Below are 25290 nucleotides of genomic sequence, written 5' to 3'. Positions count from 1 at the left end.
GTGGACAGGGTGTGGGGCATCCGGCCTGGTGGGAGGACACTTCGTCGGGCCGCCGGACTGGCGGGCGCGGCGTGCCGGGGCGATCGTGGAGGGCATGGCCGACTCCACGGCGGTGGCGGAGCCGCACTCCCACGACACCCGCGAGGCCGTCCTGTTCGGCGGGGTCTACGGCGCCGTGCTGGCCTCCTCGATGGTCGCGGCGCTCACCCAGTACGGCCACACCTCCGCCGCCAGCCGCCGCTACGACGCGCTGTGGCTCCTGGTGACCGCCGGCGCCTCCGCCCTGGCGCACGGCTACGCCCACTACATCGCCGAGCGCGCCCCGCACCGGCGCTGGGACGGGCTGCGCGCCCTGGCCCTGGAGTGGCCGCTGGTCACGGCGGTGCTGCCCACGGTCTTCCTGCTGGCGGGCGCCGGCTGGAACTGGTGGCCGCCCAAGGGCGTCGAGTACCCGGCGTTCCTCCTGAACATCGTGATCCTGTTCGGGCTCGGTCTCGTCACGGCCCGCCGGTCGGCGCGGAGTTGGCCCGCGGCCGTCCTCATCGGCCTGCTCGACGCGCTGCTCGGGGTGATCGTGGTGGTCGCCAACGCGCTGATCAAGTAGATCCGGTTCCTTGAACGGTCAACGGTCTACGATCACTTCTGGTCACTGTTCCTCCCGGGCAAGGAGCCGGTATGACAACCGTCGACGCGGTCACCGCCGAGGCCGTCGAGAGCCTGCGGAACACCGACGACCCCCGGCTGCGCGAGCTGCTGGCCGCGCTGATCCGGCATCTGCACGCCTTCGCGCGCGAGACCCGGCTGACCCCGCCCGAGTGGGAGAACGCGGTCGCCTTCCTCACCGAGACCGGCCGGACCTGCACCGACACCCGGCAGGAGTTCATCCTGCTGTCGGACGTCCTCGGCCTGTCGACGGTGGTCGAGACGGTCAACGCGCACCGCGCGCCCGGCGCCACCGAGTCCACCGTCCTCGGCCCCTTCCACCTGACCGAGTCCCCGGTCCGGGAGCTGGGCGCGGACATCGACCTGGTGGGCACGGGAGAACCCTGTGTGATCAGCGGCGTGGTCCGGTCCACCGACGGCACCCCGCTGCCCGGCGCCGTCGTGGACGTCTGGCAGGCCGACCCGCACGGCTTCTACGACGTCCAGCAGCCCGGCGTCCAGCCGTCCGGCAACGGCCGCGGCCTGTTCACCGCCGACGCCGAGGGGCGCTTCCGGTTCCGTACCTGCGTGCCCCGCGCCTACCCGGTCCCGGCCGACGGCCCGGTGGGCGCCCTGCTCAAGGCCACCGGCCGGCACCCCTACCGTCCCGCCCACGTCCACTTCATCGCCTCGGCCGCGGGACACGCGCCGGTCACCACGCACGTCTTCGTCGCGGGCGGCGAGTACCTGGACTCCGACGCCGTGTTCGCGGTCAAGGAGAGCCTGGTCAAGGACTTCACGCCGACCGACGACCCGGCGCTCGCGGCGGAGTTCGGCGTGCCGAACCCGTTCCGGCACGCCCGGTTCGACCTCGTGCTGGAGCGTGCGTGAACCCGCCGGACCTCGGGTGCGGGACCCGTCCGGCCCGCGTGCTCCTCCGGCCCGGCGCCGCGCTCACCGCGCCCGCCGGGGAGGCTTCTCCTCGCGTGGGCCTCACCCGCTAGAGGGCGGTCTGCCGTGCCGCCCGGACGCCGTCCAGCGCGATGCCCATCACCCGGTCGCGCTGGGTCTCGTCCTCGAAGGCCGTCGCCGTGATGCCCGAGACCATCCGCAGCAGGTCGCCGATCTCCATGTCCGTCCGTACCACGCCGGCTTTCTGGGCCCGCTCCAGCAGCGGGCCGCCTGCGCCGTACATCGAGTCGCGGCAGGCCTGGAAGATCTCCGACTCGTCGTTGAGGGCGTCGCGGACCGCGCGCTTGGTGACCATGTAGGCGGTGAACCGGTCCAGCCAGGCGGTCAGGGCCTGCCAGGGCTCCTGCTCGGCGAGGTCGACGGCCACCCGGCACAGGGTGTTGACCTCGTCGGCGTACACGCTCTCGAAGAGGTCCCGGCGGGTGGGGAAGTTGCGGTACAGCGTGCCGATGCCGACCCCGGCGCGGCGCGCGACGTCCTCCAGGGAGGCCTCCGCGCCGTTCTCGGCGAACGCCTCGCGGGCGGCCGCGAGCAGCGCGTCGTAGTTGCGGGCCGCGTCTTTCCGGTGCGGTCTGCGGGACGCGACGATCTCACTGACGGGGAAGGTGCCGGCGGTCACTGCTGCCTCCCGGGGGACGAAGGTGAACCGGAGGGATTCCTCGACTTCGGTTGAAGCGGAGGTCCGCCTCCAGTACAGTGGAGGGGTACCTCCACTTTAGCAGTGCGAGAAGGGCCCGCCACGGCCGGACGCGGCCTGCGCCCGCGCCCTTCCGCACCCGCCCAGACACCCCCCTTCCTCGTTGTTTCCCTCCGTGTCCGATGTTCGGAGAGGCTCCTTCATGCCCCGGAAGTCCACCCGCCTCACCTTCGCGGTCCTCGCGACCGGTGCCGGCGTGTTCTCCATGCTCCAGTCGCTGGTCGCGCCGGCCCTGCCGACCGTCCAGCACGCCCTGCACACCTCGCAGTCCAACGCGACCTGGGTGATGACGGCCTACCTGCTGTCCGCCTCCGTCTTCACCCCGATACTCGGCCGGGTCGGCGACCTGACCGGCAAGAAGCGCACCCTCGTCGCCGTCCTGCTGGCCGTCCTGGCCGGCTGTCTGCTCGCCGCCCTCGCGCCGAACATCGGCGTCCTGATCCTCGCCCGGGTCGTCCAGGGCGTCGGCGGCGCCCTGTTCCCGCTCTCCTTCGGCATCATCCGCGACGAGTTCGCCCCGTCCGAGGTCAGCGGCAGCATCAGCAACCTGTCCGCGGTGATCGCGGCCGGCGGCGGCGTCGGCATCGTCGCCGCCGGTCCCATCGTCTCCGCGCTGGACTACCGCTGGCTGTTCTGGATCCCGGTCGGCGTGGTCGCCGTGACCGTCCTGATCGCCGCCCGCTACGTCCCCGAGTCGCCCAAGAGGGCCGAGGGCAGCGTCAGTTGGCTCGGCGCCGGGCTGCTCTCCGCCTGGCTGGTGGCGCTGCTGCTGCCGCTGAGCCAGGCCGGACAGTGGGGCTGGGGCTCCGCCAAGGTGCTCGGCCTGTTCGGTACGGCCGTCGTGCTGTTCGCAATCTGGCTGCTGGCCGAGGCCCGCTCCCGCAACCCGCTGATCGACCTGCGCGTCATGCGGCTGCCCGTCGTCTGGACCACCAACGCCGCCGCCCTGCTGTTCGGCGCGGGCATGTACGCGCTCTGGTCCTTCCTGCCCGGCTTCCTCCAGACGCCGTCCGTCGCCGGGTACGGCTTCGGCGCCAGCGTCACCGCGTCCGGACTGCTGATGCTCCCGATGCTGCTCGCGATGTTCGGCTCGGGCATCCTCAGCGGCCGGCTGGAGCCCAGGGTGGGCGCGAAGGCGCTCCTCACCGCGGGCGCGGCCTTCGGTGCCCTCGCGCTCGGGCTGCTCGCCCTGTGGCACACCGCGCAGTGGCAGATCGCCGTCGTCTCCGGCCTGTTCGGCCTCGGCATCGGCCTGGCCTTCGCCTCCATGGCCAACCTCGTCGTCGGCAGCGTGCCGCCCGAGCAGACCGGCGCCGCGACCGGCATGAACGCCAACATCCGTACCATCGGCGGCTCCATCGGCGCCGCGCTCACCAGCGTCCTGGTCACCGGCCGGCTCCAGCCCTCCGGCCTGCCCTACGCCTCCGGCTACACCCACGCCTGGACCCTGCTGGCCCTGTTCTGCCTGGCCGCCGCCGGGGCCGCGCTCCTGGTCCCGGCCCGCCGCGACCGGCGCGTCACCGTAGCGGTCACGGAGCGGGCGGCGGCAGCACCCGCACGCGTACGGTAATGTTGACCTGCGTGATCACGCGGTGTGCACCGCGTGATGGCGTAGCGGGACGTGGCGCAGCTTGGTAGCGCACTTGACTGGGGGTCAAGGGGTCGCAGGTTCAAATCCTGTCGTCCCGACTGGAGACAGTCGCAACCGGAGGCCGGACTCGGAACCAACCGAGTCCGGCCTCCGGCCGTTGCGGGGGACGGGGAGCGGGACGCGGAATCCCGCCGGAGGAGGTGCGGTGAGGTCGGCATTCGCCGAGATTCGGTCCCTGCTGGGCGAACCCGGATTCAACTGGACGGATCCGGCGCCGTGGGACGGCATGCGGCGGGAGTTCGGAATCGAGTTCCCCGAGGATTTCCGCGAGATCGTGGACGCCTACGGTTCGGTCTGCGTCAACGACCAGCTGTACGTGGAGCATCCGGCCGGTCACCTGCTGCACAACCTCGCGGAATCCGTCAGGGGAGATCTCGAACTCTTCCGCGAGGACGACATGGCGGAGTACCTGCCGGGTCCGGCCGGCGCGCATCCCGGTGAACTGATGCCGGTGGCGTCGGCGGTGACGGGGGAATCCGTCTTCCTCCGCGTCCCGGAGGACTCCTCGGTGCCCTGGCGGGTCGTGGTCGTCGAGTTGGACAGCCCGGCCTGGACGCTCCATGACATGACGTTCGGCGAGTGGCTGCTGGCCTACCTCAGGGGTGAGGACGTGACGGTGCGCTCTCGCCGCTTCCCGCCGGATCGCCCGTTCTTCCAGCCGATGGGCTGACGACGGCGCACGAGCGGGGTGACCGGGGGAGTGGTGTCGCCGCCGGGGGCGGCACGGTCATGACTGCGGGCCCGGGGCTCCGGTGCGCAGGCCGTCCATGACCAGGTCGAAGAGGCGGGCGGAGCGGGCCTGCCAGTCGCCCTGCGGGTCGATGGTGAACAGGCCGCTGATGGCGAGGAAGAAGTCGTCCGCGGTGACGCCGGGGCGGATGGCGCCGGCCTTCTCGGCGGCGCGGAGCAGGCGGTCCGAGGCGTCCGTCACCGGAGTGTGCTCGGGCTTCGCCGTCGCCCCGGCCGCGCGCGTGGCCTGCCGGATCGCGTCGGCCAGGCCGGCCTTGGTCATGGCGAACAGGGCGAGCCGGTCCATCCAGGCGCGCAGCGCCCGGTCGGGCTCCCGGGTCGCCAGCAGCTCGGTCGCGCAGTCGGCGACCAGCTGCATCTCGTGGCGGTAGATCTCCAGGACCAGGGCCTCGCGGTTGGGGAAGTTCCGGTAGAAGGTGCCCTGGCCGACACCCGCCTTCTTGGCGATCGCGCTCAGCGGGACGTCGGCGCAGCGGGTCAGTTCGGCCAGCGCCACGTCCAGGATGCGTTCGCGGTTGCGCTGCGCGTCCGAGCGCAGCCCCGCGTCCTTCTTCCCGGGCTTCTCCGGCTTCTCCGGCACGCCTGCCTCCTCGCGGGCTCGCCGAGGAGCCGCCTTGCTAAGCGGACAAGTGTCCGGTACGTTGCCCGTAAGAGCGGACAGCTGTCCGATTGGACGCATCATAGTCCCGGCCGACCTGATCAAGCCATCCACTGAGCTGCTTCTTTGCCCTCCGGTGCCCCCGATCCTCCCCCACGCCCGCGTACCGGACCGCCTTCACGGCGCGCTCCGGATCTGCGAAAGAAGGCTGATCATGGCTCCATCCCATCCCTCTACGCACAGCGCCATCACGTTGCACATCAATGGCGAGAAGTACTCCCTGTCCGTCGACCACCGCACCACCCTCCTCGACGCCCTGCGCGAGCGGCTCGACCTCACCGGCAGCAAGAAGGGCTGCGACCAGGGGCAGTGCGGGGCCTGCACGGTCCTGGTCGACGGCCGCAGGACCGTCTCCTGCCTGCAACTGGCGGTCGCCGCCGAGGGCCGGGAGATCACCACGGTCGAAGGACTCGCCGACGGCGAACGGCTGCACCCCGTGCAGCAGGCCTTCCTCGACCTCGACGGCTACCAGTGCGGCTACTGCACGCCCGGCCAGATCTGCTCGGCCGTCGCCGTGATCGAGGAGCACGCGGCCGGCTGGCCGAGCGCCGCCACCGGCGACGTACGGCCCGAGGCGGGCCCGCCGCCGCTGACCGCCGAGGAGATCCGCGAGCGGATGAGCGGCAACCTGTGCCGCTGCGGCGCGTACGTGTCCATCGTCCGGGCGGTCGCGCGGGCGGCGGCGGAGCAGGGCACCACGGAGGCGGCGGCATGAGGGAGTTCGGCTACCAGCGCGCGTTCGACGTCCCCGGCGCGGTCGCGGTCCTCGACGCCGACCCCGAGGCACGGTTCCTCGGCGGCGGCACCAACCTCGTCGACCTCATGAAGACCGGCGTCGAGCGGCCCGCCCGCCTCGTCGACATCCGCGAACTGCCCCTGGACCGCATCGAGAAGACCCCCGGCGGCGGCCTGCGGATCGGCGCCACCGTCACCAACAGCGACCTCGCCGCCCACCCCGAAGTACGCCGCCGCTACCCGGCGTTGGCGCAGGCGGTGCTGGCCGGGGCCTCCGGGCAGCTGCGCAACATGGCCACCGTCGGCGGCAACCTGCTCCAGCGCACCCGCTGCGGCTACTTCACCGACGTCACCCAGCCGTGCAACAAGCGCACCCCGGGCAGCGGTTGCCCCGCCGTCACCGGCGAGCACCACAACGCGGCGATCCTCGGCGCCTCCGGCCACTGCGTGGCCGTACACCCCTCCGACATGGGCGTGGCCCTCACCGCCTTCGACGCCGTCGTCTCCTACGAGACGGCCGACGGGCCGGGGGAGGTGCCGCTCGCCGCGTTCTACCTGCCGGTCGCGGACACACCGCACCGGGAGACGGCCCTGCCGCCCGGCGCGTTGATCACCGGCGTCACCCTGCCGCCCGCACCGGTCGCCGCCGCCTCGCGCTACCGCAAGGTCCGCGAGCGGGCCTCGTACGCGTTCGCCATCGGATCCGTCGCCGCCGCGCTCGACGTCGAGGCGGGCACCGTACGGGAGGCGCGGCTCGCCCTCGGGGCGGTCGCGTCCCGGCCCTGGCGGGCGTCGCAGGCCGAGCGGGTGCTCACGGGCGCACCGGCCGACGCCCGCACCTTCGTCGCCGCCGCGGACGCCGAACTCGCCGCGGCCCGGCCCCTTCCGCACAACGGATACAAGGTGACCCTGATGCGCAACCTCATGGTGGCCGTCCTCACCGAACTCGCCGAGGAGGCGGCCCGATGACCACCGTCACGCCCCTGAAGGGCTCCGTCGGCACCGCGCACACCCGCGTGGAGGGACACGCCAAGGTCACCGGCGCCGCCCGCTACGCCGGGGAGATCCCCTTCGCCGAACTCGCCCACGGCTGGCTCGTGCTGTCCACGGTCGCCCGCGGCCGTGTCACCGCCGTCGAGGACGCGGCCGTCCTCGCCCTGCCCGGCGTCCTCGCCGTCCTGCACCACGGCAACGCCCCGCACCTGGAGACCGACTACGCCGGCCTCATGGGGAACAAGCCCGACCCGTCCATCGCGCTCTTCCAGCACGACCGGGTGCCGCACGCGGGCTGGCCCGTGGCGCTGGTCGTCGCCGAGACCTCCGAACAGGCCAGGGAGGCCGCGGAGCGGCTCGTGGTGCGCTACGAACGGGAGCCGCACGACATCACGTTCGCCGACGGGCGCCCGGACGCGTACACCGCGGCGGACGTGCCGCACGCCGCGGCCGTGACCGCCAAGGGCGACCTGGAGGCCGAACTCGCCCGCTCCGCCGTCGTCGTGGACGCCGAGTACACCACGCCCGAGGAGCACCACAACCCGATGGAGCCGCACGCGGCCACCGCCCGCTGGGACGGCGGCCGCCTGGAGGTCGTCGACTCCAACCAGGGCGCCATCTGGGTCAAGGGCGAACTCGCCAGCCTGTTCTCCCTCGACCCGGACTCCGTGCGCGTGCGCTCCGAGCACATCGGCGGCGGCTTCGGTTCCAAGGGCGTCCGCGCCCACCAGGTGGCCGCCGTCATGGCCGCGACCCTCCTGCGCCGCCCCGTCCGGGTCGTCCTGACCCGCCGTCAGATGTTCTCCCTGGTCGGCTACCGCAGCCCCACGGCCCAGCACGTCAGGCTCGGCGCCGACCCCGACGGGCGGCTGCGCGCGCTGGAGCACCGGTCGCTGAACCTCTCCTCGACCGTCCACGAGTTCCTGGAGCCCGCGGCCATGCCGGCCCGGGTCCTGTACGACGCCCCGGCCCACCACACCGCCCACCGGATCGTACGGCTCGACGTGCCGACGCCGACCTGGATGCGCGCGCCGGGCGAGGCGCCGGGCTCGTTCGCGCTGGAGTCCGCGCTCGACGAACTGGCCGCGAAGCTCGGCATCGACCCGATCGAACTGCGCGTCCGCAACGAACCGGAGACCGGGCCGGTGTCCGGACTGCCGTTCGCCGGGCGCGCACTGACCGCCTGCTTCCGGGAGGGCGGCCGGCGGTTCGGCTGGGCGGACCGCGACCCGCGTCCCGGCCTGCGCCGCGACGGCCGCTGGCTGCTCGGCACCGGAACGGCGGCTGCCACCTTCCACGCGGGAGCCCTGCCGTCCACGGCGACCGTGACCGCCGAGGCCGGCGGAGGCTTCACCGTCCGGATCTCCGCCGCGGACATCGGCACCGGCGCGCGCACGGCGCTCACCCTGGTCGCCGCCGACGCGCTGGAGGTGACCCCCGACCGCGTGCGCGTCCTGATCGGGGACAGCGACTTCGGGCCGGCCATGATCGCGGGCGGCTCCATGGGCACCAGCTCCTGGTCCTGGGCGGTCACCGCGGCCGCCGACGAACTGCGCGAACGCCTCGCGCTGGGCGGCGGCATCCCCGCGCAGGGCATCACCGTCCGCTCGGACACCACGGCGGCCCTCGCGGCCCTCCCGCAGAAGGAACGGCACTCCTACGGCGCCCACTTCGCCGAGGTCGCCGTGGACGTCACGACCGGCGAGGTACGGGTGCGCCGGATGCTCGGCATCTTCGCGGCCGGCCGGATCGTCAACCCGCTGACCGCCAGGAACCAGTTCGTCGGCGGCATGACCTGGGGCATCTCCATGGCCCTGCACGAGGAGGCGGTCCGGGACCAGGCGTCGGGCGCCCACGTCGGCGCCGACCTCGCGGGCTACCACTTCGCGGCCAACGCCGACGTCCCGTCCATCGAGGCGGACTGGCTGGCCGAGGACCCGGACGAGGACGACCCCGTCGTCATCAAGGGCATCGGCGAGATCGGCATCGTGGGCGCGGCGGCCGCGGTCGGCAACGCGGTCTGGCACGCGACCGGCGTACGCCACCGCAGCCTGCCCATCCGCCCCGACCGCGTGCTGCGGGCGGGCCGGGATGCTTGACCTCGCGGCGGAGCTGAGCGCGTGGGCCGCGGAGGGCCGGGACTTCGCCGTCGCCACGGTGGTGTCCGTCGGCGGCAGCGCGCCGCGCCCGCCCGGCGCCGCCCTCGCGGTCGACGGCGCGGGCACGGCGGTCGGGTCGGTCTCCGGCGGCTGTGTGGAGGGCGCGGTGTACGACCTGTGCGTGCAGGCGCTCCAAGACGGCGAACCGGTCGTGGAGCGCTTCGGCTACAGCGACGAGGACGCCTTCGCGGTGGGGCTGACGTGCGGCGGGGTGATCGAGGTCCTGGTCACGCCGGTCACCCGCGACGCACCGGACCGCGGGACGTACGAGGCGGCGCTGCGGGCGGCCGCCCGCGGAGAGCCGGTGGCCCTCGCGCGGGTGGTCCGGGGGCCCGCCGACCTGCTGGGTACGGCCGTGCGCGCCCCCGGCGAGGACCGGCCGGCTCCGGCGCACGGCACTCCGGCTTCCCTCCCGAGGGAGCGCGTCACCGCCGAGGCCCTGGCGACGCTGGCCGCCGGCGGCACCCGTACCGTCGAGATCTCCGAGGACGGCTCGCACTGCCCCGGCGGCCTCACCCTGTTCGTGGAGACCCGCGTCCCGCCGCCCCGGATGATCGTCTTCGGCGCGATCGACTTCGCCTCCGCGCTCGTACGGGCCGGAAAGCTCCTCGGCTACCGCGTGACCGTGTGCGACGCCCGTCCCGTCTTCGCCACCCGGGCCCGTTTCCCGGAGGCGGACGAGGTCGTCGTCGACTGGCCGGACCGCTACCTCCGCAGCACGCGGACCGACCCGCGCACGGTCCTGTGCGTGCTGACCCACGACGCCAAGTTCGACGTGCCGCTGCTGGCGGCGGCCCTGCGGATGCCGGTGGCGTACGTCGGCGCGATGGGCTCCCGCCGCACGCACGCCGACCGCGAGGACCGGCTGCGAGCGGCGGGCCTCGGCGACGCGGAGCTGGCGCGCCTCAGGTCGCCGATCGGCCTCGACCTCGGCGCCCGCACGCCCGAGGAGACCGCGATGTCCATCGCGGCGGAGATCGTCGCGATCCGGCGGGGCGGGACGGGCGCACCGCTCACCGGCTCGGCGACACCGATCCACCGGCCGGCGGCGGACCGGGCCCCGGCCCGCCGCACCACCCCGGACACCGTGATCACGACCAGGAAGTCACCGGTACGCCCGGGCTGACCGCCGACGGCGGCCGCCCGGTCTTCTCCGTTCCGGACCGCCTTCGCTGCCGCGCGGCTCCACGGCCGACGGCGGCCCGCCGGGCCGCGCCACGACAGCAGGCACCGCCCGGCACCCCGTGACCGTACCCCGGCACACACCGGCTGCCCCCGGTGCGCGGCGACCAGGTGACCGGTCGCCCGGTCGGTGGGCGCCGGGTCGCAGAGCCCCTGTCCGTGGGCGCAGGCTCAGCGCGCCCCGGTCCGTGAGCGTCGGGCGCGAGCGCATCCGGTCCGTGGGCGCCGGGTCGGCGTCCTCGGTCGGTGGGGCCGGGCCGGAGAGCCCGGGTCCGTTGGCGCCGGAACAGCGCGCCCCCGGTCCGTTGGCGCCGGAACAGCGCGCCCCCGGTCCGTTGGCGCCGGGGTCGCAGAGCCCCAGTCCCTCGGCGCCAGGTCGGAGAGCCCGCGTCCGCTGGCGCCGGGTCAGCGCGCCCCCGGCTCGTGCGCGCCGGGTGCGAGCGGCCCCGGTCCGTGCGCGCCGGACTCGGGCGCACACGGGCCGTAGGCGCCGGAGCGTGCCCGTTCTGGCTGGCGGGTCCGGTGATCAGCCGGGTCGTGGCCGGCCGGGATCGGGGGGCACCGGTGGCCGGGACCGGCCGACGGGGGCGGGGCGGGGCTGGAGGGCGTCCGACCTGCGGTGGGAGGTGGGCGGGAGGGGGTCGGCCGGGGCTGGGGACGGGGCGTCGGGGCGGGCCCAGGTGTGGACCTCGTCGGTCTGGGGCGACCATGGATGAAGACAGCACGCCCGCCGATGCGGCACGAGCGAGAGCACCGGGCGGGAGGGGAAGGTGAGGGATGGACGCGACGGATTCCTCCCGAGCAGCCGACGACCGGTCGGCGACCGGTTCCCACGCACCGCCCAGCGGCCTGCTCGACCTGCTCGGCGTCGCCGCGGTGGTGCTGAACGCGGAGGGCCAGGTGGTCCTCTGGAGTCCCAAGGCCGAGGAACTGTTCGGCCACAGCGCGGCCGAGGCGCTGGGACAGTACGCGGCCCGGCTGATCGTCCACGAGGAGCACCGGGACGAACTGGTACGGCTGTTCACGCGGGTCATGGAGACCGGCCGGAACTGGGCCGGGGTCTTCCCCGTCCGGCACAAGGACGGCAGCACCCGCCTGGTGGAGTTCCGCAACATGCGGCTGCTGGACGACCTCGGCGGCTCCTACGCGCTCGGCCTGGCCGCCGACCGGGCCGCGGTGGAGCGGGTCGAACTGGACGCGGCCCTGGCCATACGACTGGTGTCCCAGTCCCCGGTCGGCCTGGCCATCCTCGACTCGGACCTGCGCTACCGGGCCGTCAACCCGGCCCTGGAACGCATCACGGGCCAGTCCGCCGCCGAACGCCTGGGCCGGACCGCCGGCGAGATCCTCACCTACCTGGACACCGGCCCCGAGGCGCGGCTGCGCCGGGTCCTGGAGACGGGCGAGTCCGTGGTGGACCGGGACATCGTCTGCCGTCCGCCCGGCGACCCCGACCACGACCACGCCTGGTCCGTCTCGTACTACCGGCTGGAGGACTCCGGAGGCCGGGTGCTCGGCCTCGCGTACTCCGTCATCGACGTCACCGAACGGTACCGGGCGGCCACCGAGGCGGCCGAGGCCCGGCACCGCCTTGCCATGATCGCCCGGGCGTCCGCCTCCGTCGGCACCACCCTCGACCTGGAGACGACGGCCCGCGAACTGGCCGACGTCGTCGTACCTGACCTCGCCGACGTGGCCTCCGTCGACGTCCTCGACCGGGCGCTCGACGGCCGGACCGTCGCGCACGAGGGCCGCCTGTGCTTCCGTACCCTGGCCGTCAGCGCGGCCCACGACGGCGACGCGGTCCGCGCCGCGCACCCGCCCGGCGGACTCGTCACCTACGACAGCGACCGCCTGGTCTCCCGGTGCGTGCGCACCCGCCGCCCGGTCCTGCTCTCCCGCACCACCCGCCGGGACCTGGACCTCATCACCCGCGACGAGAGCGCCGCCGCCCTCCTCGCCGCCGCCGGCGTCCACTCCTACCTGGTCGTACCGCTGCCCGCCCGGGGCGAGGTCCTGGGCGCCCTGGCCCTCGCCCGGACCCGCAACGCCGCGCCCTTCGACGAGGACGACGTGTTCCTCGCCTCCGAACTGGCCGCCCGCGCCGCGGTCTGCATCGACAACGCCCGCGGCTACCAGGCCCAGCGCCACGCCGCCCTCACCCTGCAGCGCAGCCTGCTCCCGCAGCTCCCGACCCGGCTGCCGGGCCTGGAGGTGGCCTGCCGCTACCAGCCGGCCGGCGCCATGAGCGAGATCGGCGGCGACTGGTACGACGCCATCCCGCTGCGGGGCGACAAGACCGCGCTGGTCGTCGGGGACGTCATGGGCAGCGGACTGAACGCCGCCGCCACCATGGGCCAACTCCGCAGCGCCGCCCGTGCCTTCGCCGAACTCGACCTCGCCCCCGACGAGGCCCTGTACCACCTCGACCACCTCATCGAGGGAAGCGACCAGGCCATCACCACCTGCCTGTACTGCGTCTGCGACCCGCACCGGGGCGAGTGCCGGATGTGCCTCGCCGGGCACCTGCCGCCGGCGCTGCTGCGGGCCGGTCGCCCGGCACGGCTCCTCGACCTGCCCGCCGGCGTCCCGCTCGGCGTCGGCGGAGTGCCCTTCGAGGCCGCCACCGTCGACTTCCGGCCCGGCGACCAACTGGTCCTCTACACCGACGGCCTGGTGGAGACCCGCGACGAAGCCATCGACGCCCGCCTGGACACCCTGCTCGACGCCCTCGCCGCGACCCGCGGCCACGATCCGGAGCTGACCTGCGAACGCATCCTGGAGACGCTGCGGCCGCCCGGCGGCGAGGACGACGTCGCCCTGCTCATCGCCAGGGCCCGGCCCCTGCTGCCGCCGGACCCGTGAAGCACGGCACAGCCGCCGGGCGGCGTGGGGCCGGCCGGCCGCCTCGTGGACAATCGTCACCATGAACGACCCGGGGAGCGACGCCGAGGGCCGGCCGGCCAGGCTTGAACGGCTGCTGGCCGACGGCGAACGCCAGGTGGTGCCCGCGTGGCGCAGGGCCACGCGGGGCGAGCCGCGCTGGGCCGTGACGGCCGTCATCCTGGTGGCCGTGGCGCTCCAGCTGATGCTGCCGCACCGCCTCGCCCTCCAGCCCTACTGGGCGCTGCCGGCCCTCGAACTGGCCCTGCTGGCAGGCCTGATCGCCGGCAACCCCCGGAGGGTGGAACCCCGCACCCGGTGGCTGCGACTGCTGGGCCTGGCCCTGATGGGCGTGATCAGCCTCGCCAACGGCTGGGCGGCGGTCCGGCTGGTGGCGGGCCTCGTCGACGGCACCGAGGGCGCGGAGGCCGGACCGCTGCTGCTGACCGGCGGCGGCATCTGGCTGACGAACGTGATCGTGTTCGCGCTCTGGTACTGGGAGTGGGACCGCGGCGGCCCGATGGCCCGGGTCCGCGGCCACCACCAGTACGCTGACTTCCTCTTCGTGCAGATGCAGAGCCCCGAGACCGCCCCGGCGGACTGGGAGCCCGCCTTCCTGGACTACCTGTACCTGTCCTTCACCAACTCCACCGCCTTCAGCCCGACCGACGTGATGCCGCTGTCGCGCTGGGCCAAGATGCTGATGATGCTGCAGTCCTCGGTGTCCCTGGTGACGGTGGTCCTGGTGGTGGCGCGGGCCGTCAACATCCTGCGCTGACGGCCGTCCTGCCTTAGGTTCGGCGGTATGAGCGAAGACTCCCTGCGCCTGGTCACCGTCGAGCGCACCGCCACCGGACACTTCACCGCGACGAACGCGCGCGGCGGCACGATCGGCTTCGGCACCGCCGACGGCACCGAGTTCACCCCGGTGGAGCTCCTGCTCGCCGCGATCGGCGGCTGCACCGCGGCCGACGTCGACGTCGCCACCGGCCGGCACGTCGAACCGGACGCCTTCACCGTCACCGTCAGCGGCCACAAGGTCACCGACGAGGGCGGCAACCGGATGACGGACCTCGCGGTCTCCTTCTCCGTCACCTTCCCGGACGGCCCGTCGGGCGACCGGGCCCGCGCCATCCTGCCCCGCGCCGTCGCCGTCTCGCACGACCGGCTGTGCACGGTCAGCCGCACCATCGAGGCCGGGACCCCCGTCGCCGTCTCGGTCGAGGACGACTGAACCGCCCGCGGCCCGTCGCTCCCGGGGCGGCCGACGGGCCGCCGGGCCGCCGTGATTGGGTGAGGAGGTGAACGGACTCCCTTCCTCCGGCCGGACCGCCCGATGAGCACCGCCGGTGCCTTCCCGCTCGGCGCCTCCACCACGCTCGCCGAACTCGCCCGTGATCCGCACCCGCTTCTGGCCCGGCTGCGTGCCGGCGAACCGGTGTCCTGGCTGCCCGAGTTGAACGGCTGGCTGGTCACCCGCCGCGACCTCGCGGTGGACGTGATGCGGGACTCCGCCACCTTCACCGTGGACGACCCGCGCTTCTCCACCGCCCAGGTCGTCGGTCCGAGCATGCTCTCCCTCGACGGTGCCGCGCACGCCCGGCACCGCGAGCCGTTCGCCGCTCCCTTCCGGCCCCGCGCCGTGCACGACGGCTTCGCCGCGTTCATCGAGGGGGAGACCGACCGGCTCATCACCGGCCTGGAACCGTCCGGAGCCGCCGAACTGCGCCGTACCTTCGCCGGACCGCTCGCCGTCGCCGTGGTGACCGAGGCGCTCGGCCTGGCCGGCGCGACCACGGACACGGTCCTGGCCTGGTACGACGCGATCGTACGGGCCGTCTCGGACATCACCGAGGGAGTGGCGGCGGGTCCGGCCGGTGCCGCCGCCTACGCGGAGCTGCGGGCCGCCGTGGAGGCCACGATCGCCGACCGGCACGCGTCCTCGCTCCTCGTCTCCGCCGCCGGCCGGCTGACACCGCCCGAAGTGGCCTCCAACGCGGCGGTCATGATGTTCGGCGGTATCGAGACCACCGAGGCGATGATCACCAACGCGCTGCTCCACCTGCTCGGCGACCCCGCCCAACTCGCCCTGGTCCGGGCCGATCCCGACCTCCTGGACGGTGCGGTGGAGGAGTCCCTGCGGCTGGAGCCCGGAGCGGCGGTGGTGGACCGCTACGCCACCCGTGACGTGGTCCTCGGGACGGCGGCCGTCCGACGCGGCGACCTGGTCACCGTCTCCCTCACCGGCGCCAACCGCGACCCGGCGGTCTTCCCCGACCCGGACCGGTTCGACGTCCGCCGCGACAACGCCCGCCTCCAACTGGGCTTCGCCCACGGCCCGCACCACTGCGTCGCCGCGCACCTCGCCCGCCTGGAGACCCGGATCGCCCTGCGGCGCCTGCTGGACCGCCTGCCCGCGCTGCGCCTCGACCCGGAACGGCCCGCCGCACCGCACGGGTTGGTGTTCCGCAAGCCGCCGACCCTGCATGTGCGCTGGTGACGGTCCCGCCGGGCCCGCCGGACCGGCGCTCTTAGTACACCGCCTCCAGGATCCGCAGGACCTCCTCCTCGGTCGGCTGCCGCGGGGCGTTCCTGGTGACCGCGTCCGCCACGGCGCCCGCGGCGATGGGACGCAACAGGTCAGGGCGGACGCCGAGTTCACGCAGCGGCTGCTTGACGCCGAGCGCGCCGGAGATCTCCCGGACGGCGTCCACCGCGGCGCGGGCCCAGTCGCCGTCGGCGGGCGGATCGAGGCGCAGGGCGCGGGCGGTCCGCTCGTACGCGTCCGCCGCGGCCGGTGCGCCGAACTCCAGGACCTCCTCCAGGACGGCGGCCAGCGCGACCCCGTGCGGGGTGCCGGTGTGCGCGGTCAGCGCGTGCCCGATGCCGTGCACGAGGCCGAGTCCGGAGACGGTCAGCGCCTGGCCCGCCAGGTGGGCGCCGAGCATCAGCTGGGCCCGTGCCTCCAGGTCCGAGCCGTCGGCGTGGGCGCGGGGCAGCCAGCGGCCGATCATGGCGACCGCCTGCGTCGCGTACGCCTGCGACACCGGGTTGGCGCCGCGCGAGGCCAGCGACTCGATGCCGTGCACCAGGGCGTCGATGCCGGTGGCGGCCGTGATCCGGGCCGGCAGGCCGAGCGTCAGCTCCGGGTCGAGCAGCGCGATCCTGGGCTTGACCGAGGGATGCCCGATGTACACCTTGCGGCGGGCCCCGGTGTCCTCGATGACACCGAAGCCGTTGGTCTCCGCGCCGGTGCCCGAGGTGGTCGGGATCGCGATCAGCGGCAGCCCGTCCAGCGCCTCCCACAGCGCGTCCGCGTCGGCCGCCGCCGCGTCCGCGTTGCCCACCAGGAGCGAGATGCCCTTGGCCGCGTCCAGGACCGAGCCGCCGCCGAGGGCGACGACCACCGCGGGGCCGAACTCCCGGGCCCGGGCGGCGCCCTCGTCGACGTTGCCGGTGGACGGGTTGGCGCCGACCCCGTCGTACACCGCGTGCTCGACGCCCGCCGCGTCGAGCACCTTGAGCACCTGGCCGGCGATCCCGGCGGCCCGCAGTCCGCGGTCGGTGACCACGAACGCGCGGTCCGAGCCGAGGGAGGCGATCAGGTCGGGCAGGCGGGAGAGCCGGCCGGGGCCGAACTCGATGCGGCAGGTGGGGTCGACGGTCAGCTGACCGGTGAGGGACTCGCCCATGGCGTACGGCTCCTGGGGACGCGGGGAAGAGGGAGGGGGTTCGGCTCAGACGGGAGTGCTCAGCAGGGCCTCCTCCGGGCGCGGGAGACGGAACTCCCGTCCGGCCAGGTCCTCGTAGAGGCGCACCGGGCTCATCTCCCCGGCCAGGTCGCCGTGCTGGGCCCGGGAGCGGCGGTAGATCTGCTCCACGAGTGCGGACAGCTCCGTGGGGACGCCGAGGTCACGGCCGAGGTCCACGGCGAGACCGAGGTCCTTGCAGGCCAGCACCATGGCGAACGAGTCGTCGTAGTCGCCGTCGACCAGCACGGACAGCAGGTCCCGCTCCAGGAAGTGCGAGGCGGCCGGGCTGGCCAGCAGCGCACCGCGCAGCACCCCGAGGTCCACGCCCGCCTTGGTGCCCATGGCCAGCACCTCGGAGGTGGCCACGAGGTGGCTGAACCACAGCAGGTTGATCATCAGCTTGACCGTGTAGCCGGTGCCGAGCGGCCCCACGTGCAGCACCTTGTCGGGGTCGCCCAGGACCTCCAGGACGGGCAGGCACATCCGGAAGTCGTCCGCCGCGCCGCCGACGAATATCTGCAGCCGCCCGGCCTCCGCGCCGTGCGCCATGCCGCTCACCGGGGCGTCCAGCCGGCGTACCCCGCGCCGGTCCAGGACGTCCGCGGCGATCCGGTCGGCGACGGCCGGGGTGGAGGTCGACATGTCGATCCACAGCGCGCCCTCGGGCAGCGCCTCGGCGGCGCCGCCGCGCAGCAGCACCTCCTCGACGACACGCGGGTTCGGCAGCATCGTGATCAGCAGTTCGGCGCCGGCCACGCACTCGGCCGGGGTGTCGGCCCAGCGGGCGCCGAGCGCCAGGTGCTCGACGGCGGCCTCGGGGCGGGTGTCGTACACGGTGACCAGGTGTCCCGCGTGGATCAGGTGGCGGGCCATGTGGCGTCCCATGTTGCCCAGGCCGATGAATCCGATCCTCATCGTTGTCCTCGCTCGATGCAGGTGAAGTGGTGGGGAGGCGGCCGGTCAGGCCAGGTTGATCCAGGTGGTCTTCAGCGCCGTACAGGCGTCCAGCGCGTGCAGGGACTTGTCGCGTCCCGCGCCGGTGGCCTTGAACCCGCCGAAGGGCGTGATGACGTCGCTGGCGTCGAAGGTGTTGATCCACACCGTGCCGGCCCGCAGCCGTTTCGCGGTGCGGTGGGCGACCGTCACGTCCCGGGTCCAGACGGAGGCGACGAGCCCGAAGTCGCTCTCGTTCGCGAGCCGTACGCCCTCGTCCACCCCGCCGTCGTACGACACGACGGCGAGGACCGGGCCGAAGATCTCCTCCTGGCCGACGGCGGACGTGTTGGACACGCCGTCGAGCACGGTCGGCTCCACGAAGGTGCCGCCGGTGCCGGTGAGCGTGCGCCCGCCGCCCATCAGGACCCGGGCCCCGTCCGCCCGGCCGCGTTCGATGTAGCCGAGGATCTTGGCCAGTTGGCCCTCGTCCACGATCGGGCCCATCACGGTGGCCGGGTCGAGCGGGTCGCCGACGCGGAAGGTGCTGGCGGTGATCCGCCGTACGGCGTCCAGGAGTTCATCCTTGACCGAGGCGTGCACGACGACCCGGGAGCCCGCGTTGCAGGTCTGGCCGGCGTTGTAGAAGATGCCCCAGGCCACGGCGGACGCGGCGGCCTCGATGTCGGCGTCGGCCAGCACGAGCTGGGGCGACTTGCCGCCCGCCTCCACGGCGACCTGCTTGCCGTTCGACTGGCCCGCGTACACCTGGAAGAGCCGGGCCACCTCCGCCGAACCGGTGAAGGCGATCTTGTCGACCTCGGGGTGGCGGCCGAGCGCCTGTCCCGCGACCTCGCCCCGGCCCGGCACCACCTGGAGCACCCCGTCGGGCAGCCCCGCCTCGGTGGCCAGCGCGGCCAGCCGCAGGGCCGCGAGCGAGGTCTGCTCGGCGGGCTTCAGGACCACGCTGTTGCCGGTGGCGAGCGCCGGACCCAGCTTCCAACTGGCGATCAGCAGCGCGTAGTTCCACGGAACGACCACGCCGATCACGCCGAGCGGCTCGCGGGTGACCAGCGCCAGCGCGTCACCGGGGGTCGGGGCCACCTCGTCGTAGGTCTTGTCGATCGTCTCGGCGTACCAGGCGATGGTCTCCGCCGTCTTGGCCACGTCGATCCGCACGGACTCGGTGACGGGCTTGCCCATCTCCAGGGTGTCGAGCAGCGCCAGTTCCTCGGCGTTCGCCAGGATCAGGTCCGCCCAGCGCAGCAGGATCCGCTTGCGCTCCTTCGGTGCGAGGTCGCGCCAGCGGCCGTCCTCGAAGGCGGCCCGCGCGGACCGTACCGCCCGGTCGACGTCCTTTGGACCGGCCGCCTGCACGTGGGCCAGCACCGCGCCGTCGCGCGGCGAGACGCTCGCGAAGGAGTCACCGGAGAGGGCGTCGGTGAAGGCGCCGTCGACGAACAGCCGGGTCTCGAAGGCGAGCTTGTCCGCCGCGGCCAGCCAGTCGTCGTACGACCGTGCCAGCAACTCGTCGATCGTGTACGTCACTTGATCCTCCAGCGGTCGATCGCGTCCTCGTCCAGCTCGATGCCGAGGCCGGGCAGGTCCGGGATCTCCAGGTCGCCCTCGGCGTTCACCCGGACCGGCTCGGCGAGCATGAAGTCACGGCGCTCGGGGGTCCAGCCGGGCGGGTCGTAGGGGAACTCGAAGAACGGGCCGCCGCCGACGCCCGCCGCGACATGGAGGTTGGCGAGCACGCCGATGCCGTTGGTCCAGCTGTGCGGGGTGAACTGACGGTGCTTCAGCTGCGCCAGCTCGGCCAGCGTGCGGGCGCGGTGCATGCCGATCGCGAGCACCACGTCCATCTGGTAGATGTCCAGGGCGTCCTCTTCGAGGTACCGCAGCAGCTCGGTGGGGGAGTGGTGCATCTCGCCGGCGGCGATCCGCACCCCCGGGTTCTCCGCGCGCAACTGCCTGAAGCCGTTCAGGTCGGCGTACGGCAGCGGCTCCTCGACCCAGAAGACGTCGAGTTCGGCGAGCCGGGCCACGGTCTTGCGGGTCCTGGCGAGGTCGGAGGCGTTCGCGGTGTCGCCGGCCATCCGCCAGGACTGGTTGAGATCCACCATGATCTCGAAGTCCGCGCCCAGTTCCTCGCGGACCGCGCGGACCGCCGCGACGCCCTCGTCGACCCGGTTGCGGTCGATGCGGATCTTCATGGCGCGGAAACCGGCCTCGCGCACCTTCAGGGCGGTCTCGACGCGTTCCGCCGGGGACTTCAGCTCACCGGAGGAGGCGTAGGCGGGCAGCCGCTTCGCCGCGTTGCCGAACAGCTCGGACACCGGGCGGCCGTGCACCTTGCCGATGACGTCCCACAGCGCGGCCTCCAGCGGCCAGTAGTGGGCGCCGTGGAAGTTGGCGGTCTCGATCGCGCGGACGTGCCGGGTGATGTCGAGCGGGTCCTCGCCGACGAACAGGTGCTTGTACGTCTCGAAGCCGTCCATCAGATCGCCGGAGCCGATGCCGGTGATCCCCTCGTCGGTGTGGACGCGGACGATAGTGGCGTCGAAGGCGCGGCGCGGCTCGGGGTCCCAGGCGGCGCGGAACGGCGGGTCCAGCTCCAGGCGCAGCCGGTCCAGGGTGATGTCGGTGATCTTCATCGGGCGAGCACCTCGGGGGTCGGGGTGTAGAACGGGTTGGCCGGGCCCTCCTCGGCGGCGGCCAGCACGTCGGCGACGGTCGGGGTGCCGGTCACGGCCGCGCGGACCGCGCCGTGCGCGGCGGCGCGCTGGTTGCGGAAGGAGGCGTCCAGGTCGTCGACGGCCGGGTTGACCCACACCGCCGCGATGATCAGCAGCTCGTCGGCGTCCGCGGCGGGGATCAGGCCCTCCCGGACGGCGTCCGCGACGCCCTGCGCGAGGCCCGCCTGCGCGGAGCCCCAGGTGGCGCGCTCGTGCAGGTCGCCCGCCGCGGCCGCCTTGGTCACGAACAGCGTCAGCGGCTTCACCGGCACCGACGGCCGCACCACCGTCAGGAACGGGACGTGCCCGGCGCTCGGGGTGGCCAGCGCCGTCGCCCACGCCGTCTCGACCGGGCCGCCCTTGCGTCCGATCACGATGTTCGTGTGCGCGGCGTTGGCGCCGTCACCGACGAAGGACTCGCCGATGAGCGCGGTCGGGGCGAAGCCGGGCGGGCTGGCGGGGGAAACCGGCGTGGGCATCGGATCTCTCCTGGACCTGGGAAGCGTGGTTCGGCGGGCACGGAGAGGCAGATCCCGTGGAGGACGAACCTCGTATTCGGTGCGGTTCCTCCGGCCCGATGCGGCGAATCTAGGTCCGCCACCACCCCCTCGCAAGGTGGCCAGGGGAATCGAAATGCCGGTTGCTCTCCTGACAACTTCTGGGCTGACCTGGGGGTTCCGGCGGTCGTACGCGCGCCTACGATGGCCCCTGTGACCGACTCCTCCGCGGCCTCCCGCGGCCACGGCCTGCGCCGTGACATCGACCTCCTGGAGGCCCTCGCCTCCGACGAGGCCCAGAACGCCGGCGGCCTCGGCGTCGTCCGCCTCGCCCGGCTGGTCGGCCGGGAGAAGACCCAGGTCTCCCGGGCCCTGAAGGCGCTGGCCGCCGAGGGCATCGTCGAGCGCGACCCCGACACCCTGGAGTACCGGCTCGGCTGGCGGCTGTTCTCCCTGGTCGCCCGGACCTCCGAGAGCCGCCTGGTCCGGGTGGCCGAGCCGGTCATGCACGCGCTGTCGGCGGACCTGGAGGAGACCAGCCACCTGTGCGTGCTCAGCGACCGCGAGGTCCTCACCCTGCTCTCGGTCTCCGGCCACTCCTTCCGCGTGCACGACTGGGAAGGACGCGGGGTGCCCGCCTGGCGGCTGTCGGCGGGCCGGGTGCTGCTCGCCGACGCGACCCCCGACGAGCTGTACGTCCGGTTCGGCACCAGCGGGGAGATGCCCGTCCAGGACCTGTGGTCCCTGATCCAGGACGCCCGGCGGCAGGGGTACGCGCGGGTCAGCGAGGAGTTCGAGGAGGGACTGGTCGGGGTGTCCGCGCCGGTCAGGGACTTCCGGGGCCGGGTCGTCGCGGCCATCAACATCTCCGCCCCCAAGTCCCGGCTCGGCGACCGGCTGGACGAGGCGGGCCGCACCACGGCACGCGCGGCGGCGCGGGTGTCGTCGCTGCTGGGCTGGGAGCCGCGGCGCACCCCGCAGGGACGGGCCCGGCTCACCTGACCGCCGTACTCCCCGCCAAGATCGGCGAGTTGCCCTCAGAGCAACCCCCATTGCGATCCGCCGGGGTTGCCTTGTCGGCCCCATGACGCGCTCGTAAATTCACCGCGCATCGGACGAGCCTCGTCCGGAACGGAGAAAAGAGCAGCTCATGAACCTCGTCGGCATCGACCTCCTGGCCAAGGCGCCGTTCGCGGAAGGCGATGTGTTCCTCGGCGGCCGCTGGCTCCCGGCCGCCGACGGGCGCACGTACCCCGTGCACGACCCGGCCACCGGCGATCCGGTCAGGGAGGTCTCCGCGGCGGGGCCCGAGGACGCCCGCGCGGCGATCGGCGCGGCACAGGAGGCCGCGGCCGGCTGGCGGGCGACCCCGCCACGGCGCCGCTCGGAGATCCTGCACGCCGCCTTCGCGCTGATGCGCGAGCACACCGACGCGCTCGCCCGGCTCATCGTGCTGGAGAACGGCAAGGCCCACCGGGACGCGGTGGCCGAAGTCGGGTACGCCGCCGAGTTCTTCCGCTGGTTCGCCGAGGAAGCGGTGCGCGTCGGCTCCGCCTTCGGGGACGCCCCGGCGGGCGGCTACCGGCACGTCGTGCGCAAACACCCCGTCGGCGTGACCGCGTTCGTCACCCCCTGGAACTTCCCGGCCGCGATGGCCACCCGCAAGATCGCCCCGGCGCTCGCGGCCGGCTGCCCGGTGCTGCTCAAGCCCGCCCCGCAGACCCCGCTCACCGCCCTGGCGATCGCCGCGCTGCTGACCGAAGCCGGGCTGCCCGACGGCCTGTTGAACGTCCTGCCGACCGACCGCGCCGCCGAGGTGGTCGGGGTCTGGCTCGGCGACGAACGGGTCCGCAAGTTCTCCTTCACCGGCTCCACCGCCACCGGCAGGACGCTCCTGGCGCAGGCCGCCGCCAACGTCGTCAACGTGACCATGGAACTGGGCGGCAACGCCCCGTTCGTGGTCTGCGCGGACGCGGACGTGGACGCCGCCGTGCGCGGCGCGATGGACGCCAAGATGCGCGGCGGCGGCGAGGTCTGCATCGCCGCCAACCGGTTCTACGTCCACACCGACGTCGCCGCCGAGTTCACCCGGAAGTTCGGCGCCGCCATGGCCGCCGTACGCACCGGTCCGGGCCTCGCCGACGGGGTCACCCTCGGCCCGATGATCGACCAGACGGCGGTGGCCCGGATCCGCGACCTGGTCGCCGACGCCGTGGCGCGCGGCGCCCGGATCGCCGTACAGGGCGAAGTCCCGGACGGGCCCGGCCACTTCCACCCCGCGACCGTCCTCGTCGACGTCCCCGACGACGCCCGCGTCCTGCACGAGGAGGTCTTCGGCCCCGTCGCGCCGATCACCACCTTCACCGACGAGGACGAGATGGTGGCCCGCGCCAACGCCACCGTCCACGGCCTGGCCTCCTACGTGTACTCCCGTGACGTCGGCCGGGCGCTGCGCCTGGCCGAACGCCTGGAGGCCGGGATGGTCGGCGTCAACCGCGGCCTGCTGTCCGACCCGGCCGCGCCCTTCGGCGGCGTCAAGCAGTCCGGCCTCGGCAGGGAGGGCGGCCGCGAGGGCATCGAGGCCTTCCTGGAGACCCAGTACATCGCCCTCGACTGGCCCCTCTGACCCGTCCGTCCGCCGCCCGTCCCCGTCCGCTCACCCGCTCACCCCCAAGGACCGCACATGGCAATGACGCCTGCGACCCAGCAACCGCCCGGCACCCCCGAAGCCGCCGACCGCACCCGCGAACGCCGCCGCCTGCAGACCAAGTTGAAGCTCGCCACCCAGATCGGCGAGGGCATCGACGGCTACATCATCGGCGGCATCGGCATGGCGATGACCGCCCTGACCGCCGACCTCCACCTCTCCACCCTCATGGAGGGCCTGGTCGGCGCCTCCCCGCTGATCGGCATCTTCGTAGGCGGTCCGCTCTTCGGCCGGCTCGCCGACCGGTTCGGGCGCCGCCCGGTGTTCCTCGCCGACATGGTGGTCTTCCTGGTCGGCTCGGTGCTCCAGTTCTTCGTCACCGACGGGCTCCAGCTGTTCCTGATCCGGCTGCTGATGGGCGTGGCGATCGGCGGCGAGTACGCCATCGGTGCCCCGCTGCTGTCCGAGTACGCGCCGAGGCAGGGCCGGGGCAGGCTGCTGGCCAGCCTGGAGATCAGCTGGTACGTCGGCTACGCGGCGGCCACCGTCGTCGGCGCCGTGTTCGCGGAGGTCGACGGCGGCTGGCGCTGGTCCCTGGCCAGCAGCGCCGTCCTCGCGGTGGTCTGCGTGTCGCTGCGCGGCGGCATCCCCGAGTCGGCCCGCTGGCTGCTGAGCAAGGGCCGCCGGCAGGAGGCCGAGGCGCTCATCGAGCGGTACGGCATCGAGATCGACGTCGAGGCCGAACTCGACGAGCCGACCACCGGCCGACAGGCCGGGTTCTGGGCACTGTTCAGCAAGGAGCACCTGCGCAGCACGGTGTTCGCGAGCGTCTTCTGGGCGGCGCTGGTCCTGCCGTACTTCGCCATCGGCACCTTCTGGACGCAGGTCTTCGACGCCCTGCACATGGGTGACAACGCGGTCGCGGCGCTGCTCGTCTACTCGTTCACCGCGGTCGCCGGTGTCACCGCGGGCTGCCTGGTGGTCGACCGCATCGGCCGCCGCAGGCTGCTGATCCCGCCGTTCTGGATCACCGCGGGCTGTCTCGCGCTGGTCGCGGTGTGGCCGCACTCGACGCCCGTCATCGTGGCCGGCTTCCTCTTCTTCATCTTCCTCAACGCGGCCTCCAGCGCGCTCACCGCGGTCTACCCGCTGGAGGTGTTCCCGACCTCGCTGCGCGCCACCGGCGTCGGCTTCGCCACCGCGATGAGCCGGGTCGGCGCGGCCGTCGGCACCTTCCTGCTGCCGATGGGCCTGGACCGGTTCGGCGTGGAGTTCGTGCTGCTCGTCGGCGCGGGCGTGCTGGCGATCGGCGGTCTGGTCTCCCAGTTCCTCGCCCCGGAGACCACGGACCTGGACCTCGCCAGGGCGGCCCGCACGGCGCGCGGCCCGGCCGACGGCTGA

At 73.8% G+C, this 25290-nt stretch carries 22 protein-coding genes and 1 tRNA gene; 16 read left to right on the top strand and 7 right to left on the bottom strand.

Going from position 1 to position 25290, the window contains the following annotated elements; translation table 11 throughout:
- Positions 1-94: 94 nt before the first annotated feature.
- Together ACIQOE_RS09525 and ACIQOE_RS09520 are read left to right on the top strand one after the other, a co-directional pair.
- The gene (locus ACIQOE_RS09525; protein ID WP_351314337.1) at positions 95-604 is read left to right on the top strand and encodes a hypothetical protein; all 510 of its coding nucleotides are present in this window, start codon (positions 95-97) and stop codon (positions 602-604) included.
- A gap of 71 nt (positions 605-675) precedes the next feature.
- Complete coding sequence (locus ACIQOE_RS09520) at positions 676-1533, top strand: dioxygenase (RefSeq protein WP_365568213.1); 858 nt, start codon at positions 676-678, stop codon at positions 1531-1533.
- Between the two features lie 109 nt (positions 1534-1642).
- Here the strand turns inward: ACIQOE_RS09520 and ACIQOE_RS09515 are convergent, their stop codons facing one another.
- Positions 1643-2233: a helix-turn-helix domain-containing protein gene (locus ACIQOE_RS09515; RefSeq protein WP_351314331.1), complete on the bottom strand. Its 591-nt coding sequence runs from the start codon at positions 2231-2233 to the stop codon at positions 1643-1645.
- Positions 2234-2453: 220 nt separating this feature from the next.
- Between ACIQOE_RS09515 and ACIQOE_RS09510 the strand changes: the two genes are divergently transcribed.
- The 3 genes from ACIQOE_RS09510 (at position 2454) to ACIQOE_RS09500 (ending at position 4632) form a co-directional block, all read left to right on the top strand.
- Entirely contained in the window at positions 2454-3881 is a 1428-nt protein-coding gene (locus ACIQOE_RS09510; protein WP_401410728.1) for an MFS transporter, read from the top strand.
- A 45-nt stretch (positions 3882-3926) separates the two neighbouring features.
- Positions 3927-4000: transfer RNA gene (locus ACIQOE_RS09505), tRNA-Pro, on the top strand.
- A gap of 107 nt (positions 4001-4107) precedes the next feature.
- Entirely contained in the window at positions 4108-4632 is a 525-nt protein-coding gene (locus ACIQOE_RS09500; protein WP_365564708.1) for an SMI1/KNR4 family protein, read from the top strand.
- 57 nt (positions 4633-4689) lie between these two features.
- Here ACIQOE_RS09500 and ACIQOE_RS09495 read toward each other — a convergent pair whose 3' ends face one another.
- Positions 4690-5292: a TetR/AcrR family transcriptional regulator gene (locus ACIQOE_RS09495; RefSeq protein ID WP_365564706.1), complete on the bottom strand. Its 603-nt coding sequence runs from the start codon at positions 5290-5292 to the stop codon at positions 4690-4692.
- Positions 5293-5524: 232 nt separating this feature from the next.
- Here ACIQOE_RS09495 and ACIQOE_RS09490 point away from each other — a divergent pair, with 232 nt between their 5' ends.
- The 8 genes from ACIQOE_RS09490 to ACIQOE_RS09455 all read left to right on the top strand — a co-directional run bounded on the left by ACIQOE_RS09490 (position 5525) and on the right by ACIQOE_RS09455 (position 15822).
- Positions 5525-6085: a 2Fe-2S iron-sulfur cluster-binding protein gene (locus ACIQOE_RS09490; protein ID WP_351314320.1), complete on the top strand. Its 561-nt coding sequence runs from the start codon at positions 5525-5527 to the stop codon at positions 6083-6085.
- Positions 6082-7074, top strand: a complete 993-nt coding sequence (locus tag ACIQOE_RS09485; RefSeq protein WP_365564703.1) for a xanthine dehydrogenase family protein subunit M — start codon at positions 6082-6084, stop codon at positions 7072-7074. The genes ACIQOE_RS09490 and ACIQOE_RS09485 overlap by 4 nt, the downstream gene beginning before the upstream one ends.
- Positions 7071-9197: a xanthine dehydrogenase family protein molybdopterin-binding subunit gene (locus ACIQOE_RS09480; protein ID WP_401410725.1), complete on the top strand. Its 2127-nt coding sequence runs from the start codon at positions 7071-7073 to the stop codon at positions 9195-9197. Before ACIQOE_RS09485 ends, ACIQOE_RS09480 begins: the two co-directional genes overlap by 4 nt.
- Positions 9190-10383: an XdhC family protein gene (locus ACIQOE_RS09475; protein WP_401410723.1), complete on the top strand. Its 1194-nt coding sequence runs from the start codon at positions 9190-9192 to the stop codon at positions 10381-10383. Before ACIQOE_RS09480 ends, ACIQOE_RS09475 begins: the two co-directional genes overlap by 8 nt.
- A gap of 833 nt (positions 10384-11216) precedes the next feature.
- Positions 11217-13304, top strand: coding sequence for a SpoIIE family protein phosphatase (locus tag ACIQOE_RS09470; RefSeq protein ID WP_401410721.1), 2088 nt, complete (start codon positions 11217-11219; stop codon positions 13302-13304).
- Positions 13305-13365: 61 nt separating this feature from the next.
- On the top strand, positions 13366-14100 hold the full coding sequence (locus tag ACIQOE_RS09465) for a hypothetical protein (protein WP_401410719.1): 735 nt from the start codon (positions 13366-13368) through the stop codon (positions 14098-14100).
- 27 nt (positions 14101-14127) lie between these two features.
- Complete coding sequence (locus tag ACIQOE_RS09460; protein ID WP_351314302.1) at positions 14128-14556, top strand: OsmC family protein; 429 nt, start codon at positions 14128-14130, stop codon at positions 14554-14556.
- Positions 14557-14658: 102 nt separating this feature from the next.
- Positions 14659-15822, top strand: coding sequence for a cytochrome P450 (locus ACIQOE_RS09455; protein ID WP_401410716.1), 1164 nt, complete (start codon positions 14659-14661; stop codon positions 15820-15822).
- 31 nt (positions 15823-15853) lie between these two features.
- Here the strand turns inward: ACIQOE_RS09455 and ACIQOE_RS09450 are convergent, their stop codons facing one another.
- From ACIQOE_RS09450 to fae, 5 genes are read right to left on the bottom strand one after another with little or no spacing between them, the layout of a single operon-like run.
- Positions 15854-17014 (bottom strand): iron-containing alcohol dehydrogenase family protein, encoded by a 1161-nt coding sequence (locus tag ACIQOE_RS09450; protein ID WP_401410714.1) that lies wholly within the window; start codon positions 17012-17014, stop codon positions 15854-15856.
- 45 nt (positions 17015-17059) lie between these two features.
- Entirely contained in the window at positions 17060-17989 is a 930-nt protein-coding gene (locus ACIQOE_RS09445; RefSeq protein WP_365568191.1) for an NAD(P)-dependent oxidoreductase, read from the bottom strand.
- Positions 17990-18034: 45 nt separating this feature from the next.
- Positions 18035-19555, bottom strand: a complete 1521-nt coding sequence (locus ACIQOE_RS09440) for an aldehyde dehydrogenase (RefSeq protein WP_401410712.1) — start codon at positions 19553-19555, stop codon at positions 18035-18037.
- On the bottom strand, positions 19552-20664 hold the full coding sequence (locus ACIQOE_RS09435) for a mandelate racemase/muconate lactonizing enzyme family protein (RefSeq protein WP_351314287.1): 1113 nt from the start codon (positions 20662-20664) through the stop codon (positions 19552-19554). Before ACIQOE_RS09435 ends, ACIQOE_RS09440 begins: the two co-directional genes overlap by 4 nt.
- Positions 20661-21224 carry a formaldehyde-activating enzyme gene (gene fae / locus ACIQOE_RS09430; RefSeq protein ID WP_365564679.1) on the bottom strand — a complete coding sequence of 188 codons (564 nt, stop codon included), beginning with the start codon at positions 21222-21224 and terminating at the stop codon, positions 20661-20663. The genes ACIQOE_RS09435 and fae overlap by 4 nt, the downstream gene beginning before the upstream one ends.
- Positions 21225-21446: 222 nt before the next feature.
- Between fae and ACIQOE_RS09425 the strand changes: the two genes are divergently transcribed.
- The 3 genes from ACIQOE_RS09425 to ACIQOE_RS09415 all read left to right on the top strand — a co-directional run bounded on the left by ACIQOE_RS09425 (position 21447) and on the right by ACIQOE_RS09415 (position 25290).
- Positions 21447-22244 carry an IclR family transcriptional regulator gene (locus tag ACIQOE_RS09425; protein WP_365568182.1) on the top strand — a complete coding sequence of 266 codons (798 nt, stop codon included), beginning with the start codon at positions 21447-21449 and terminating at the stop codon, positions 22242-22244.
- A gap of 148 nt (positions 22245-22392) precedes the next feature.
- Positions 22393-23868, top strand: coding sequence for an NAD-dependent succinate-semialdehyde dehydrogenase (locus ACIQOE_RS09420; RefSeq protein ID WP_365568179.1), 1476 nt, complete (start codon positions 22393-22395; stop codon positions 23866-23868).
- Positions 23869-23925: 57 nt separating this feature from the next.
- On the top strand, positions 23926-25290 hold the full coding sequence (locus ACIQOE_RS09415) for an MFS transporter (protein ID WP_401410709.1): 1365 nt from the start codon (positions 23926-23928) through the stop codon (positions 25288-25290).

It is taken from the genome of Streptomyces sp. NPDC091282 (assembly GCF_044757385.1).
GTDB lineage: Bacteria > Actinomycetota > Actinomycetes > Streptomycetales > Streptomycetaceae > Streptomyces > Streptomyces gramineus.
The sequence above is the reverse complement of the archived record's forward strand: the minus strand, read 5'-3'. Positions and strand labels throughout refer to the sequence as shown.